The sequence below is a fragment of the Streptomyces sp. NPDC091972 genome (genome assembly GCF_044756385.1).
Lineage (GTDB): Bacteria > Actinomycetota > Actinomycetes > Streptomycetales > Streptomycetaceae > Streptomyces.
On the sequence record NZ_JBIVSV010000001.1, the window covers coordinates 343,508 to 357,856 of the forward strand.

Annotated in this window: 13 protein-coding genes; 3 read left to right on the plus strand and 10 right to left on the minus strand. The window is 71.7% G+C overall.

Translation table 11 applies throughout. From position 1 onward, the window contains the following. Positions 1 to 39 precede the first annotated feature (39 nt). A complete protein-coding gene (locus tag ACIQJT_RS01590) occupies positions 40 to 1,086 on the plus strand; it encodes a glycosyltransferase family 2 protein (protein WP_402638937.1) in 1,047 nt (348 codons plus the stop codon). A gap of 17 nt (positions 1,087 to 1,103) precedes the next feature. Here the strand turns inward: ACIQJT_RS01590 and ACIQJT_RS01595 are convergent, their stop codons facing one another. Further along, positions 1,104 to 1,766: a hypothetical protein gene (locus ACIQJT_RS01595; RefSeq protein WP_402638940.1), complete on the minus strand. Its 663-nt coding sequence runs from the start codon at positions 1,764 to 1,766 to the stop codon at positions 1,104 to 1,106. 71 nt (positions 1,767 to 1,837) lie between these two features. Between ACIQJT_RS01595 and ACIQJT_RS01600 the strand changes: the two genes are divergently transcribed. Beyond that, entirely contained in the window at positions 1,838 to 3,856 is a 2,019-nt protein-coding gene (locus ACIQJT_RS01600) for an O-antigen ligase family protein (protein ID WP_402638942.1), read from the plus strand. Then, positions 3,853 to 4,737, plus strand: a complete 885-nt coding sequence (locus ACIQJT_RS01605; RefSeq protein ID WP_402638944.1) for a glycosyltransferase family 2 protein — start codon at positions 3,853 to 3,855, stop codon at positions 4,735 to 4,737. Before ACIQJT_RS01600 ends, ACIQJT_RS01605 begins: the two co-directional genes overlap by 4 nt. Here the strand turns inward: ACIQJT_RS01605 and ACIQJT_RS01610 are convergent. From ACIQJT_RS01610 to ACIQJT_RS01650, 9 genes are all read right to left on the minus strand, one after another. Beyond that, positions 4,730 to 5,521 carry a glycosyltransferase family 2 protein gene (locus ACIQJT_RS01610; RefSeq protein WP_365454629.1) on the minus strand — a complete coding sequence of 264 codons (792 nt, stop codon included), beginning with the start codon at positions 5,519 to 5,521 and terminating at the stop codon, positions 4,730 to 4,732. The genes ACIQJT_RS01605 and ACIQJT_RS01610 overlap by 8 nt on opposite strands. 11 nt (positions 5,522 to 5,532) lie before the next feature. Continuing rightward, on the minus strand, positions 5,533 to 6,588 hold the full coding sequence (locus tag ACIQJT_RS01615; protein WP_402638946.1) for a hypothetical protein: 1,056 nt from the start codon (positions 6,586 to 6,588) through the stop codon (positions 5,533 to 5,535). Next, the gene (locus ACIQJT_RS01620; RefSeq protein WP_402638948.1) at positions 6,585 to 8,081 is read right to left on the minus strand and encodes an oligosaccharide flippase family protein; all 1,497 of its coding nucleotides are present in this window, start codon (positions 8,079 to 8,081) and stop codon (positions 6,585 to 6,587) included. Before ACIQJT_RS01620 ends, ACIQJT_RS01615 begins: the two co-directional genes overlap by 4 nt. After that, positions 8,044 to 8,895, minus strand: a complete 852-nt coding sequence (locus tag ACIQJT_RS01625; protein ID WP_402638950.1) for a Wzz/FepE/Etk N-terminal domain-containing protein — start codon at positions 8,893 to 8,895, stop codon at positions 8,044 to 8,046. Before ACIQJT_RS01625 ends, ACIQJT_RS01620 begins: the two co-directional genes overlap by 38 nt. Before the next feature lie 51 nt (positions 8,896 to 8,946). After that, on the minus strand, positions 8,947 to 10,062 hold the full coding sequence (gene wecB / locus ACIQJT_RS01630) for a non-hydrolyzing UDP-N-acetylglucosamine 2-epimerase (RefSeq protein WP_402638952.1): 1,116 nt from the start codon (positions 10,060 to 10,062) through the stop codon (positions 8,947 to 8,949). Between the two features lie 3 nt (positions 10,063 to 10,065). Then, on the minus strand, positions 10,066 to 11,325 hold the full coding sequence (locus tag ACIQJT_RS01635) for a nucleotide sugar dehydrogenase (protein WP_365454644.1): 1,260 nt from the start codon (positions 11,323 to 11,325) through the stop codon (positions 10,066 to 10,068). Beyond that, positions 11,325 to 12,095 (minus strand): WecB/TagA/CpsF family glycosyltransferase, encoded by a 771-nt coding sequence (locus tag ACIQJT_RS01640; protein ID WP_402638954.1) that lies wholly within the window; start codon positions 12,093 to 12,095, stop codon positions 11,325 to 11,327. Before ACIQJT_RS01640 ends, ACIQJT_RS01635 begins: the two co-directional genes overlap by 1 nt. Further along, complete coding sequence (locus ACIQJT_RS01645) at positions 12,092 to 13,249, minus strand: hypothetical protein (RefSeq protein ID WP_402638956.1); 1,158 nt, start codon at positions 13,247 to 13,249, stop codon at positions 12,092 to 12,094. Before ACIQJT_RS01645 ends, ACIQJT_RS01640 begins: the two co-directional genes overlap by 4 nt. 253 nt (positions 13,250 to 13,502) lie before the next feature. Continuing rightward, entirely contained in the window at positions 13,503 to 14,102 is a 600-nt protein-coding gene (locus tag ACIQJT_RS01650; RefSeq protein ID WP_402638958.1) for an acyltransferase, read from the minus strand. Positions 14,103 to 14,349: the final 247 nt, after the last annotated feature.

A 14,349-nucleotide genomic window follows, 5' to 3' on the forward strand; every position in this document is an offset into this window, starting at 1 on the left:
TTCCGGCACGGACACCACCGGGGATTGGCTTCCCCACAGATGAGCACCGTCAGTGTTGTGATCCCCTGCTACAAGTACGGCCATTTCCTGGCCGACTGTGTGAGCAGCGTCCTGGACGAGCAGGACGGCGTCGACGTCCGGGTGCTCATCATCGACGACGCCTCGCCCGACGACTCGGCGGAGGTGGCGCAGAAACTGGCCGCCTCCGACCCGCGGATCGAGGTCCACGTCCACGAGACCAACAAGGGGCACATCGCCACGTACAACGAAGGCCTGCTGGAGTGGGCCGACGGCGACTACGTGGCCCTCCTCTCGGCCGACGACCGGCTGGTCCCGGGCGCCCTGGTGCGGGCCGCGGCCCTCCTTGACGCCCACCCCGAGGCCGGTTTCGCCTACGGGCGCCCCCTGCGCTTCCAGCACGGCGGCCCGCTGCCCAAGGCCCGTACCCGCAGTACCGGTTCGGTCGTCTACCCCGGGCACTGGTGGCTGGACCGGCGGTTCCGCGAGGGCACCGGCTGCATCACCTCACCGGAGGTCGTCGTCCGCACCGGCCTCCAGCGCAGGGTCGGCGGCTACGACCCGGCGCTGCCGCACGCCGGCGACATCGAGATGTGGATGCGGCTCGCCGCGCACGCCGACGTCGGCTACATACGCGGGGCCGACCAGGCCTTCTACCGCGTCCACGGCAAGAACATGTCCACCGTCGACTTCGGCGGCCAGCTCGACGACCTGCGCCAGCGGCTCGTGGCCTTCGACTCGGTGCTCGCCAAGTGCGGCGACCGGCTGCCCGACGCCGACCGCCTGGCCGACCAGGTCCACACCCGGCTCGCCCGCTTCGCGCTGCGCCGCGCCTACCGGGCCTACGACCGCGGACGCACCGGCGTCGTCCCGGTCGACGAGTGCGTGGCGTTCGCCGAGGAGTGCCTGCCCGGCTACCGGGCCCTGCCCGAGTACCGGGCGCTGCGGCTCAGACGGCGGATCGGGCCGAAGGCCATGCCCTACCTCCAGCCGCTGGTGTGGTCGGCCGTGGCCGAACGCGGGCGCGAGTGGCTGTGGTGGGAGTCCTGGAAGCGCCGCGGCATCTGATGAGCCACCTGTTCCACTCAGCTCACGACGGGCACCGGCTCGGTGCGACGGCGGCGGCCCGGGGCGTCCTTGCGCCGGCTCAGCAGGAACCGGTCCAGCCACAACGCGCCGAGGACTCCGCCCGCCGCGCCCAGCAACGCCGTACCCGCGAGGCCACGGCTCTTGTTCCCCTGCACCTGGGCGGCGCTCGGGGAGGTCAGGACGGTCGCGGTGATCCGCGCCCCGGCCGGCACCCCCTGGGCCTTCTGCAACGCGTCGACATGACGGGTGTAGACGTCGATGATGCGGCTCACGGACGTCACCGCGGCCTCGGCACCGGACGCCTGCGACTGCACCTGGAGGGAGGGGATCAGATAACGGGGCGTCGCACTGGTGCCGCTGTTGCGGGGCACGAGGTGGTAGGTCCCGCGCACACCGGCCGCCTTCAACTCCCTGGCTCCGGCCGGGGATTCCAGCTGCCGTACCACCCCGTAGGAGAGCACGGCGAGCGGCGGCTGGAGGTTGGTGAGCTGGTTGGGCTGGTTCTGCGTCACCGGAGGCTTGAGCACCACCACCGCGGAGCCGACGAACTGGGGGGCGGGGCGCACCACGTGGTAGGCCCCGGCAGCCGTCAACAGCAGCGCCACCACGAGGACGTACCAGCGGCGGAGCAGTGCGTCGGCGACGTTCCCGGGCGACATGTGAGTTCCTTCCGTCGCCCCCGATACTGGCAGGACATGTGTCCGGATGCCACCGAAAGGAGGAATGGTTCGTGAGCATTGGTGAGATATGGGCCATTCTGCGCCGACGGTGGTACTTCATGGTGCCCTTCACGGTGCTCAGTCTGCTCGGCGGCGCCTATCTGTACGAGACGGTCCCGGTCTCCTACCAGTCGCAGAGCTCGGTCGCGCTGCTGGACTCCTCGGCCGTCGCCCGGCTGGCGCCCACCTTCGGCAACCCCATCTCGAACGCGGGCGGTTCGCTGATCGTCACCGCCGACGTGCTGATCAGAACCCTCGAATCGAGCGACGCGGCCAAGGAGTTGCACGGCAGGGGCGTCACCGACCCGTACACGACCGGCTTCGCCCCGGACAGCGAGAGCCCGCTTCTGGTGCTCAGCGTCACCGGGACCGACCGGGAGAAGGTCCTCAAGGAGACCGACATCCTGACGGCCTTCGCGGGCGAGCAGCTCGACGCCCTCCAGGCCGCCGCCAAGGTGCCGCCCGCCTACCTCGTGCAGACGGCCCCGGTGGTCCTGCCGCAGACCCCGGTGGCGGAGTCGAAGAACCGCTACCAGGGCATCGCAGCCGTCGTCATCGGAGGCGTGGTCAGCGCCTTCCTGCTGTCGATCCTGATGGAGGGCGTGACGGTCGTACGGCGCCGCCGCAGCGCCGCCGCCCGGACACGCCAGGCCCGCGCTCCCACCCGCGCACGGGTCGGCTGGCTGAACCGAAGGGTCGACGCCACCGCGATCCTCACCGTCTACCTGGTGCTGGCCCTCTTCATCCCCTCGAACCTGGCCCTGCCCGCCCTCGGCGGCGTCGGCACCCCGGCCAACGTCTTCGCCCTGCTCGGCCTGTTGTGGTACCTCGCCACCTGGCTCGGCGGCCGCATCCTGCCCGCCCCGGGCACCAGGCTCGTCCGGGTCTCGATGTGCGTCCTCGGCACGGCCGTCCTCATGGCCTACATCGCGGACGCCATGCGCGAGAGCTCGCACCAGGAGATCCTCGGCGCCGACCGCGGGCTCATCGGCTACCTGGTGTGGGTCTCGCTCGTCGTCCTGACCTCCGCCGCCATGCAGGAGCGCGGCCGGCTGGACGTCCTGATGCGCCGGGTGGTCGTCCTGGCCTCCGTCGTCGCCGCGATCGGCTTCTACGACTTCTTCGCCGCCACCAACATCGCCGACTCCATCCACATCCCCGGCCTCCAGACCAGCGTGGCCCAGGTGAGCGTCATGGACCGCGGTGCCTTCACCCGGCCCCGGGCCACCACGGCCCAGCCGCTGGAGTTCGCCGGCATGCTCGCCATCCTGCTGCCCTTCGCGATCCAGCAGGCCTTCGACCCGGTACGGCGCCACCGCCACGTCCTGCGCCGCTGGGGCCCGGTGGTGCTCATGGGCGGCGCGCTGCCCCTGTCGGTGTCGCGGACCTCGATCGTCGGGCTGCTGCTGGTGGCCCTGGTGATGGTGCCGCGCTGGAAGCCGGCCCGGCGCTGGGCCGCGATCGGGGTGATGACCGCCTCCGTGGCCGTGTTCAAGGTGCTCGTCCCCGGGCTGATCGGCACCATCACGGGCCTGTTCGCGTCCTTCCTGTCCAACTCGGACAGCAGCACCCAGGCCCGCACCGTCAAGTACAGCGCGATCGTGCCCTATCTGAAGGAACACCCGCTGTTCGGGCGGGGCTTCGGCACCTTCACCCCGGACCTGTACTTCTTCACCGACAACCAGTACATGCTGACCCTGGCCGAGATGGGGGTGCTCGGACTCGTCGCCCTGCTCGTCCTGTTCGTCACCGGCATCCACCACGGCGGCGCGATCCGCAGGCTCGCCCGCGGCGAATCCGACCGCGAGCTCGGGCAGGCGTTCTTCGCCTCCTCGCTGGTCGCCCTGGTCAGCAGCGCCACCTTCGACTCGCTGAGCTTCCCCATGTTCGCCGGCATGTTCTTCCTGGTGCTGGGGGCGGGGGGCAGCTACCTCGGGTTCATCCGGCGCGAGGCGGCGGCCGCCGCTGCCCCAGCCGTGCCCGCCGAGACCGCCGAAGACCGGCTTCCCCAACTCGTGGAGTCCCGTTGAGCCCCGTCGCCGTCATCGTCGTCACCTGGAACAGCGCCGAAGTGCTGCCCGGCTTCCTCGCCGCCCTCCCGGACGGCATGGCCGGCCTCGACTGGCGGCTGGTCGTCGCCGACAACGACTCCGCCGACGACACCGTGGAGGTCCTCGCGAAACTGGCCCCCGACGCGACCCTCGTGCAGACCGGCCGCAACGCCGGGTACGCGGCCGGGGTCAACGCGGCGTTGCAGGCCGCCGGTGACCTGGGGGTGGCCCTGATCTGCAACCCCGACATCCGGATGCGCCAGGGCTGCGCCAAACGTCTCGTCGACAGCCTCGGCGACGGCGTGGGGATCGCCGTACCCCTGCTGTACGAGGAGGGCCGGGACACCCCCCACCACTCGCTGCGGCGGGAGTCGAGTGTGCTGCGGGCCCTGGGGGAGGCCGTGATCGGCAACCGGCGGGCCGGGCGGTTCCCGCGGCTGAGCGAACTGGTCACCGACCCCGGGGCGTACGAGCGGCCCACGCGCGCGGACTGGGCCACGGGCGCGCTCATGGCCGTCTCGGCCGAGTGCCGGGCCGCCTGCGGGCCCTGGGACGAGTCCTTCTTCCTCTACTCCGAGGAGACCGAGTACTGCCTGCGCGCCCGGGACCTGGGCTGGGCCACCCAGCTGGAGCCGTCCGCCGAGGCGGTCCACCTCGGCGGCGACTCGCAGGTCTCGCCCCGGCTGTGGTCCCTGCTCACGGTCAACCGGGTGCGGTTGTACCGGCGGCGCCACGGAGCCGTCGCGACCGCCTGCTTCCGGGCCGCCGTGCTGCTGCGGGAGACGTCACGGGCCGCCCTGGGCCGGCCTGCCAGCAGGGCCGCGGTCTCCGCGCTGCTCCGCCCGGGCGCGCTCAGCTAGACCACGTCGTCCAGAAGCTCCCCGGGTTCACCAGGTACCGCACGGTGGCGTGCGGGACATGGCGGACGGTGTGCCCGCGGCTGTAGCGGTACACGAGCTCCCAGTCCTCGCGCGGCAGCACCTGCGGGGTACGGCGCAGCCGGCTGAAGCGCAGGGAGCCGTCGCGCCGGGCGACGAACGCGTTGGTGTCCAGGAAGGACTCCCGGGCGGCCCGGCGCCGGTCGAACTCCACCGACAGCACGTCCCGTTCGGTGCCGTCGGGGAGGACCCGGCGCAGCGCGGTGTAGACGCCGTCGGGGCCACCGGGGGACTCCAGGACGGCCAACGCCCGTTCCAGGTGGTCGGGTTCCCACAGGTTGTCGTCGTCCAGGAACGCCACGTACCGCGAGCGGGTCAGACGGATGCCGACATTGCGCACCACACCCGCCACGGCGGTGTTGCGGGCCAGCGAGACGGCGAACAGCCGTGGGTCGTCCGGGAGTTCGGGGAGGCCCGCGCCGTCGTCCACGACGATGACGACCTGGTCGCGCACGGTCTGGGCCAGTGCCGAGGCGACCGCCGCCCGCAGCGCCTCGGGGCGCCGGTGGGTCGCGATGACGGTGGCGACGAGGGCCTCGGGCACGGGCCCGACGACAGCCGCGAGGCGGCGGGTCTCGGCGTCCTCCAGGCGGCGCAGCCGCACCGCGGAGGGCAGGAGCAGGACCTTGTTGCGCAGTTCGAAGAGGACGAGCCAGCCGAAGGCGCGCTTGAGGAGCTCCCAGGGGGCGCGGGCGATGCGTCGCATGATCCTCTTCCTCAGCCTGCCGGTTCGGGGGTGATGGGGGTGCCGTCGGAGAACCGGTTGCCGCGCCAGACGTTGCCCGCGCCGCCCGCGTTCCAGGCGGTGACCGCTCCGTAGGCGCCGGAATAGCGGTGGTACCGGGTGGAGAACACGTTGTTCGTGACGGTGATCCCGGTGGCGCCGTCGCCGCCGCCGTACAGGGCGTAGGCGCCGCCGGCCAGCAGGTTGCCGTCGATGACGGTGTTGGAGACGTGCCCGGTGTCCGCGAACAGGCCCACGGCGGCCGACGCGCCCTGGTCGACGGGGACCGGGTTGAGCAGGGTGTTGTGCCGGACGACCAGCGTGCCCTTGCTGCCGCCGCCGCTGATCACCGCGTCGGTGTGCTGCCACTCGCCGCCGTTGTTGCGGAAGGGGACCAGGCCGTGGACGTAGTTGTCGTGGAGGTTCCCCTGGCCCATGGACAGGGCGTTGCCGAACACCGAGATGTCGCACCAGCCGACCTCGATGGAGCTGCTGCCCATGTTGGAGACGGCGTAGTTCACCCCGCCGTTGTCGGGACCCTTGCCCGGCACCGCGGTGATCGTGGTGTGCAGGACCCGCAGCCCGCTGTAGCCGGGACGCAGGTTGATCCCCCACCAGTTGGTGGAGGTGATCCGGCTGTCCACGACCGTCACGTTGTTCGCGTAGACGTCGAGCGAGCCGGTGATGTCCTGGCCCCTGATCACGGCCCCGTCGGTCCTGACGCTGATGTTCCCGGCGGCGCGGGGCCTGAGCCGGACGCGGGGGCCGGTGTTGCCGGCGTCCGGGAAACCGGCTTCCGCGCCTCCCGCGGTGGGGGCCGGGGCGGTGCCGGGAGAACGGGCGGGCGCGGACGGCCTGGGCCTGTGGGTGGGCGTCGCGAGAGTCGGAGCGGAGGAGGCCGAGGCACTCGGGGAGGGCGTCGGGTCGGCGGCGACCCGGGGTGCCCGCGTGGGCGCCGGGTCGGAGCGGTCGGCCGTCTCACCGCCCGAGGAGCACGCGGCCGTCAGTAAGAGCGCCAGGCCGAGGAGGAGTCGGCGGAGCGTGGTCATACGGTCTCCGGGGTCCGGGAGCCGAGCAGGAAACGGCGGCTGGGCAGCACGCACACCACGTAGCAGGCGAGGGCGGCCGCGCCGATCACGAACAGGGCCAGGGTGCCCTCGCCCAGCAGCCGCTTGGCGCCGAGCAGCACCAGGGTCATCGCCACGCCACCGAGGAAGGGCCAGGCGCAGGCCCGCGCCATGGGGGCGAGGCCGATCCCGGCGCGGGTGAGGGCGTGCAGGAAGACGGGGACGACGAGCCCGGCGCCCACCAGGACATGGCCCTGGGCGACACCCACGATCCCGCCGAGCCGGGCGCCGACGACCAGGACCGGGACGAGCGCGGCCACCCACAGGCCCTGCACGAGGATGAGCGAACGGCGCCGGCCGACCGCCACCAGACAGTCGTAGGTGAGTTCGCAGACGATGCGGATCAGGCCCAGGGCCATCAGCCACGGCAGCGCCTCGGCGGCGGGCAGCCACTTGCCGCCGTAGACGAGGTGGATGACCGGGGCCGCGAGACCGCCCAGCAGGACGCACAGCGGCACGGTGCCGGTGACCAGGACGCCCAGAGCCCGGCTGAACCCCTGGGCCAGCGCCTTCGGCGAGTCGGCCAGGCGGGAGAAACCGGCGAAGGAGACCCGCCGGGCCGCCTCGGAGATGACGCGCACCGGCCAGCCCGACATGTTGAACGCCAGGACGTAGAAGCCGAGCGAGATCTGGCCGAGGGAGGAGCCCACGACCATGGTGTCCACGTTGACCACGGCCAGGGCGAGCAGGCTCGCGCCGGCCAGCGGCAGCCCGAACTTCAGCAGGGCGCGGGCCTGTTCGCGGTCCCAGCCGAACCGCAGGGTTCCGGGAACGGCGATCGCGCAGCCTACGAGCGCGGCGACGTTGCCCGCGACCGCCCCGCAGGCGAAGCTCATCGCGCCCCAGCCGGCGAAGGCCAGCACCAGGGTCACGGCCGTGCTGAGGACGAAGTTCAGCGCGTCGATGACCATCCGCCTGCCCTGCGCGAACTCCCGGGTCAGGATGCCGGCGGGCACGTGTGCCACCGCGTCGATCACCAGGCACAGGCACATCACCCTGAGCACGTCCGAGGCGCCGGGCGAGCCGAGCAGCCGGGCCACCGTGGGCGCCGAGGCGAACAGCGCGACGTACAGCAGGCCGCTGGACAGCACGCTCAGGGTGAGCACGGTCGGTGCGAAGCGGCGCGGCTCGCCCTCCCAGCGGATGATGGCGAGGCCCACGCCCAGTTCGTTCGCGGACAGCAGGACCAGGAGCACGGTCTGGGCGATGCCGTAGACGCCCCATTCCGCCGGGCCCAGGGCGAACCGCGCCAGCAGGATGCCGGTGGCGAAGTTGCCGAGGCGCATGACCAGGGTGTTGATCAGGCTCCAGCGGGCCGCGGAACGGACCTTCGTGCCGAGGGAGGCGGGAACGGGAGGTGACGGGCTGTCGCCCGGCTCAGCTCTCTCGCTGTCCGGTGTGCGAACGCTGTCCATGTGTCGACTCCTCGTCGAGCGCGTCGGCGGCGGGCGCCACGGTCATGACGGACCGCCGGTCGCGCGGCCCTTCGGCGTGCCGCCGCTCGGCGGACCGCGACCAACTGGGCGGTGTCCGCAGGGCCATCGTCTGCTCGGCGACCGACTCGGCCGCCTCGCCGGCCGGCTCCGGGTCGGCGGCCGGCTGCACGGGCTCCTCCTCGCGCACGGACGGACGCGGCCGTCGGCGCGCCTCCGCGTAGAAGGTGGCGACGAGGCTGAGGACCAGACCGAGACCCCCGGCCATCACCATGTACTCGATGCGGGTCTTGGTCTGCGCGATCGGGTTCTGCGGGGCCACGATGGTCGACATGCGGATCATGGCGTCCGTCGTGACCGACTGCTGCTTCTGGAACTGCACCAGCCGCTCGCCCGCGTACGCGGTCAGGATGCGGTCCGACTTCAGGACGGCCTTCTTGTCGGTGCCGGTCACCGTGAGCCACATCAGCGGCCCCTGCGCGTTGTCGGCGAGCTTGGCCTCGAACGTGCCGGTGGCGCCACGGGACTTGAGCTCCCGCAGCGAGGCGTCGGAGTTGAGGTTGCGGGCCAGGCTGTCGGCCATGCCGGTCAGCGAGGTCTGGGTGCTGAGGAAGGGATTGCCGTCGTAGGCCTTGGTGGCCTTCTCGGAGTTCAGCAGGACCACCGTGCTCTGCGACTGGTAGGTGACCGGGACCGTCACCGCCACGGCCACGGTCAGGCCGACGGTCAGCAGCAGTCCCGGAAGCAGGACGTACCAGCGCCTGCGCATCACCCGGAAGATCTCAGCGAGATCCATGGTGGTCCCCCCTCGCGCCCAAACGTTCGACGAGCATATGTTGCAAGCGGATCATATGGGGAACGTTCGATCGGTGGGCCTCGGTCGGGTGTTCGCCGTGCCTCCCTCCAGCAGGACCTCGGCGATGCGGTCACTGGCGTGCCCGTCCCACAGTTCCGGCCGCCGCGGTGCGGGAGGCGCGTCGAGCACCCGGTGCACGACGGACACGATCCGGGACGGGTCCCGGCCGGCCAGCACGTTGGTGCCCTCCTCGACGGTGATGGGACGCTCGGTGTTGTCGCGCAGGGTCACGCAGGGCACGCCGAGCGCGGTGGTCTCCTCCTGGATGCCGCCCGAGTCGGTCAGCACGACACGCGCGGCGTCCTGGAGGGCGATGAAGTCCAGGTACCCGGCGGGCGGCACCAGCCGGATGCCGCCGGGCACGCCGATCTCGGCCAGCCGGCCGGCCGCGCGCGGATGCACGGGCAGCAGCAACGGCAGCCGGCCGGCGATCTCGCCGAGCGCCTTCAGCAGCCCGGTGAGAACCTCGGGATCGTCCACGTTGGCCGGGCGGTGCAGGGTCATCAGCCCGAACCCGCCCCTGCTCAGGCCGTGTCGGGCGAGGACGTCGGAGGCCCTGGCCCGCTCCAGGTTGGCGAGCAGCGTGTCGATCATGACGTTGCCGACCAGGTGGATCTGGTCCTCCCGGTAGCCCTCGGCGCGCAGGTTGTCGGCGGCGTCGGGGGAGGGGGCCAGCAGATAGTCGCTGACCCGGTCGGTGGCGACCCGGTTGACCTCCTCGGGCATGCCCCAGTCCCGGCTGCGCAGCCCGGACTCGACATGGGCGAGCAGCGGGCCGGCCTTCGCGGTGACCAGGGCGCAGGCCAGGGTGGAGTTGATGTCGCCGACCACGACGACGATGTCCGGGGCGAGTTCGGCGAGCAGGGGCTCGAACGCGGTCATCACGCGTCCGGTCTGCTCGGCGTGGCTGCCGGAACCGACCCCGAGGAAGCGGTCGGGCGGGCGGATGCCGAGATCGGCGAAGAACACGTCGTTCATGGCCGGGTCGTAGTGCTGGCCGGTGTGCACGAGGATCACCTCGGCGCCCCGGCTCTCCAGGGCGTCCATCACCGGTTTGATCTTCATGTAGTTGGGGCGGGCCCCGGCGACGCAGACGATGCGCGGCATGGTTCAGAGCACCTCGATCGTGGGTCCGGACGGCAGCCGGCGTCGGCAGTCGAGGACGAAGGGGGCGTGTTCGGCGACGAGTTCGTAGTCGAAGCTGTCGTGGTCGGTGAGCAGGACGACCACGTCGGAGGCCGCGAGCTCCTCCGGGGTGACGTCGACCCGCACCAGCCGGGTGTCCACCGGCAGGCTCTCCACGACGTGCGGATCCGCCGCCCGGACCTGGGCGCCCATGTCGAGCAGCAGTTGGGAGATGCGCAGGGCGGGCGACTCGCGGGCGTCGCCGGTGTTCTTCTTGTAGGCCAGGCCGAGCAGCAGGACGCGCGAACCGTTGACGGAGCGGCGCCGCTCGTTGAACAGGTCGCTGACGCGGCGAGTCACGTACTCGGGCATGTGGTTGTTGATGTCGTTGGCCAGTTCCACGAAGCGGAAGCTCTGGCCGAGTTCGCGCTGTACCCGCCAGGACAGGTACGACGGGTCGATCGGCAGGCAGTGGCCGCCGACGCCGGGCCCCGGTGTGAACCGCATGAAGCCGAACGGCTTGGTGGAGGCCGCGTCGATGGCCTGCCAGACGTCGATGTCCAGGTGGTGGGCGAACATCGCGATCTCGTTGACCAGCGCGATGTTCACGTGCCGGAAGGTGTTCTCCAGGAGCTTGGCGAGCTCGGCCTCCTTCGGCGAGCCCACCGGCACGGTGGTGTCGACGAGTTCGGCGTAGAAGTCCTGAACGGCCTTCAGCGAGGCCTCGTTGACGCCGGAGACGACCTTCGGGGTCTCCTTGAAGCCCCACACGGTGTTCCCGGGGTCGATCCGCTCCGGGCTGTAGCCGAGCTGGAAGTCGGTGCCCGCGGTCAGGCCCGAGCCGTCCTCCAGGATCGGCGCGAACATCTCCTGGGTGGTGCCGGGATAGGTCGTCGACTCCAGGACGACGGTCGCCCCGGGTCTCAGGTAGCGGGCGAGGGTGACCGCCGACTCGCGGATGTACCGCAGGTCGGGGGTGCCCTCGTGCAGCGGGGTGGGCACGGTGACCACGGCGACGTCGAAGCCGCCGCAGTCCCGGGCCGCCTCGCTCGGCCGGTAGGCACCGCTGTCCAGGACCGCGCGGATCCGCTCGGAGGTGACGTCCTCGACGAAGGACTCACCGGCGGCGAGGCTCTTGACCCGCCGGGAGTCGACGTCGTACCCGATCACCTCGTGGCCGACCTCGGCGGCCCGGATGGCCAGCGGCAGACCGACGTATCCCTGTCCAACCACGACGACACGCATCAGTGACTCCTGTTCGCGGGAGCGGCCTGCGGGGTGATCCGGATGAACTCCCGTGCCGTCATGAGAAGGAAGGCGGTGTTGGTGGTGAGGTAGCGCTTGCCCAGCCGGCGCGGCTCCTGGAGCGCGCGGTAGAGCCACTCGACGCCGAGCCGCTGCCAGGACGCGGGGGCCCGCCTGGTGACCCCGGCGAGGATGTCGAAGGAGCCGCCGACGCCGTGGACCACGCGGGCACCGGTGCGCGCGCCGTGGGCGGCGGTGAAGATCTCCTTCTTCGGCGAGGTCATGCCAAGGAAGAGCATCTGGGCGCCGGAGCGCGCGATGCCGTCCGCGATCTCCTCCTGCTGGGAGTCGTCGAAGTAGCCGTTGCGGCTGCCGGCGACCTTGAGGCCGGGGAAGCGGTCGGCCACCCGGCGCAGCATCTCCTCCAGCACCTCCTCCTTGGCACCCAGGAAGTACACCGAGATGCCCGCCGACTCCGCCTCGGCCAGCAGCCGCAGGAACAGGTCGATACCGGCCACCCGTTCGGGCAGCGGGGCGCGCAGGACCTTGCCGGCCCAGACCACGGCCTGGCCGTCGGCGAGGACCAGGTCACAGCCGGATACGGCCTCGGCGAGCCGGGCGTCGCGCCGCATGTTCACCAGCTTCGCGGCGTTGACCACGCCGATCTCGAGCTGTCTGCCGTCCCGCACCGCGGCCAGGCAGCGCTCGAGGGTCTCGTCCATCGTCAGCGGGTCCACTTCGACCCCGAACAGGGACTGGCGGTCGTTCATATGAGGCCCCCCTGCCAGGCGTAGAGCATCCAGCCGAACTCGTACGGCCGGCATTCGCGGTCCACGGAGAGCGGACGGTAGACCCGGTCCAGGGTCTTCAGGCGCAACCCCGGGGCAACCCGGGTGGAGAGTCCGCGGGCGGCGCGTACGGCCTTCTTCGGGTCGCCCCGGTAGACCTTGCGCCAGGTCACGCCGAGCTCGTCGAGGATCAACGGCTTCGGGTCCGCGGCCAGTTCGGGCGCGTCCGTCATCCAGCGCAGGCCCTTGCGGATCGCCGGGCCGAAGTCGCTGCCGCCGGCGTCGGTGAGGTCGAACAGGGCGGTCGGCGCCATCGCGTGCTGGTGGACGCTGTAGACCGGGTAGCCCTCCACGACCTGGCCGGTGCGCGCGTCGTAGTGCCACCACCACTGCCCGCCGTCGCCCTGGAGCTCGCAGATGCGGGCCGCACACGCCTCGGAGGCGGCCAGCGCCTCAGGGTCGCCGTCGCCGCTCGCGTGCGCACGGGCGAGGGCCTGGAGCGGGTACGTCTGGTCGGCGAAGCAGGCCACGTGCGCCCGGTACCAGGGCACCAGGCCGGGGCCGGTGGCGTGCGGGAAGAGCGGGCTGTCGCCGACACGGGCCCGCAGCAGGCGGTCACGCACTGCGGAGAAACGTCTCTCCACGTCGACCGTGCTGCGCACCGCGGCCATGGCGGACAGCACCCAGGCCGCCTCGACGGTGTACTGCGGCCGCCCGTCCTCGTCGAGGGCGTCGACCCGGGCCAGGGCGTCGGACAGCTTGGGGTGTCCGGTCTCGGCGGCGGCCCAGGCGATCAGTGCCGCGTCACCGAGGTTGGTGACGCCGGGCAGCGACTCGATCAGCAGGCCCGTGAACTCCTCGGCGGTGCGCCCGCCGAGGACCGCGCGCTGGCGGTCCTCCGGAAGGAACCGGACACCGAGCGCGGTGATGGCCGCGTAGCGGGTGCTGGTCCCGCGCCGCTCCAGGGTCCAGGAGCCGGCGGCCGTCCGCCGTCCGGCCATGGTGAAGGCGAAGGCCTCGCCGCCGGGCAGCAGCATCGACGGCAGCCCCGACTCGGCGACCGTGAGGAGTCGTCGGGCGAGTGGGAGCAGCGTCGGTTCCTCATGGCCGAGCGCGGCCAGACGTGTGATGCTCATCGGTTGGACACACCAACCCCCCTGTTTTTGCGCAGACTTGTGAGCGCCACGGCACGGACGGCCGGGCGGTGGAAGGCAGGCGGACGTCAGGCGTCGGAGCTGGTGCCGACCCTGTTTTCAGACATAGGTGTTTCCACCCGGTGACCCCCCTGGGCACTACTGGTTCGTGTGCTCATTGTGCTTGGTCTGCACAGTTCGCACACATGTTATGCCGGTGAATGTTCGAAGATTTGCGATTTGGCGGAAACAGGAGTCATGCGCGCTCGACGAGTCCGCCGTCCTTCTCGTCGTACCGCGCACCCGTCTCAGGACATTCCCAGGCCCCCGGCTCGCCCTCCCGCTCCACCAGTCGTACGCCGGCCCGCCCCACCCAGCCGATGCGGCGCGCCGGAACACCGGCGACGAGCGCGTGGTCGGGCACGTCACGGGTCACCACCGCGCCCGCCGCGACCAGGGCCCAGCGGCCGACGCGCACCGGAGCCACGCACACCGAACGGGCCCCGAGGGAGGCCCCTTCGGCCACCTCCACCGCCACGGCCTCCCAGTCGCCGCCGCGCTTGAGCCTGCCCTCCCGGTCCACCGACCGGGGGAAGTAGTCGTTGGTGAGGACCGCGGCCGGGCCGACGAACACCCCGTCGCCGAGCACCGCCGGCTCGTAGACCAGCGCGTAGTTCTGGAGCTTCACGTTGTCGCCGATCCGCACCCCCGGGCCGACGTAGGCGCCCCGGCCTACGATGCACCCGCTGCCCAGCCGGGCGTCCTCGCGGATCTGGGCCAGGTCCCAGACCGTCGTCCCCGCGCCGATCGTCGCCGTCTCGTCGACCTGGGCGGTCGGCTGCACCTTGAAGTCCACCGGGCTGAACCCTTCGTCTCGTCGGCCATGTCCGGTCGTCGAACATGCCGACGGTGTCCATGGGGGATCGAGTCTGATCACCCCGGCGACGGAATACCAGCCTCCGTTCGTGAGTCCTCGCCGGTCGGGGCCGGAACCGGTCGGCGGCACCCTCGTCGGGCGAGCGGCGCATGCACGGAACCGGCCGACGGCAGCCGCGTCGGGCGAGCGGCGCATGCACGGGAGCGCCGGCACCTGTCGGGCCCCG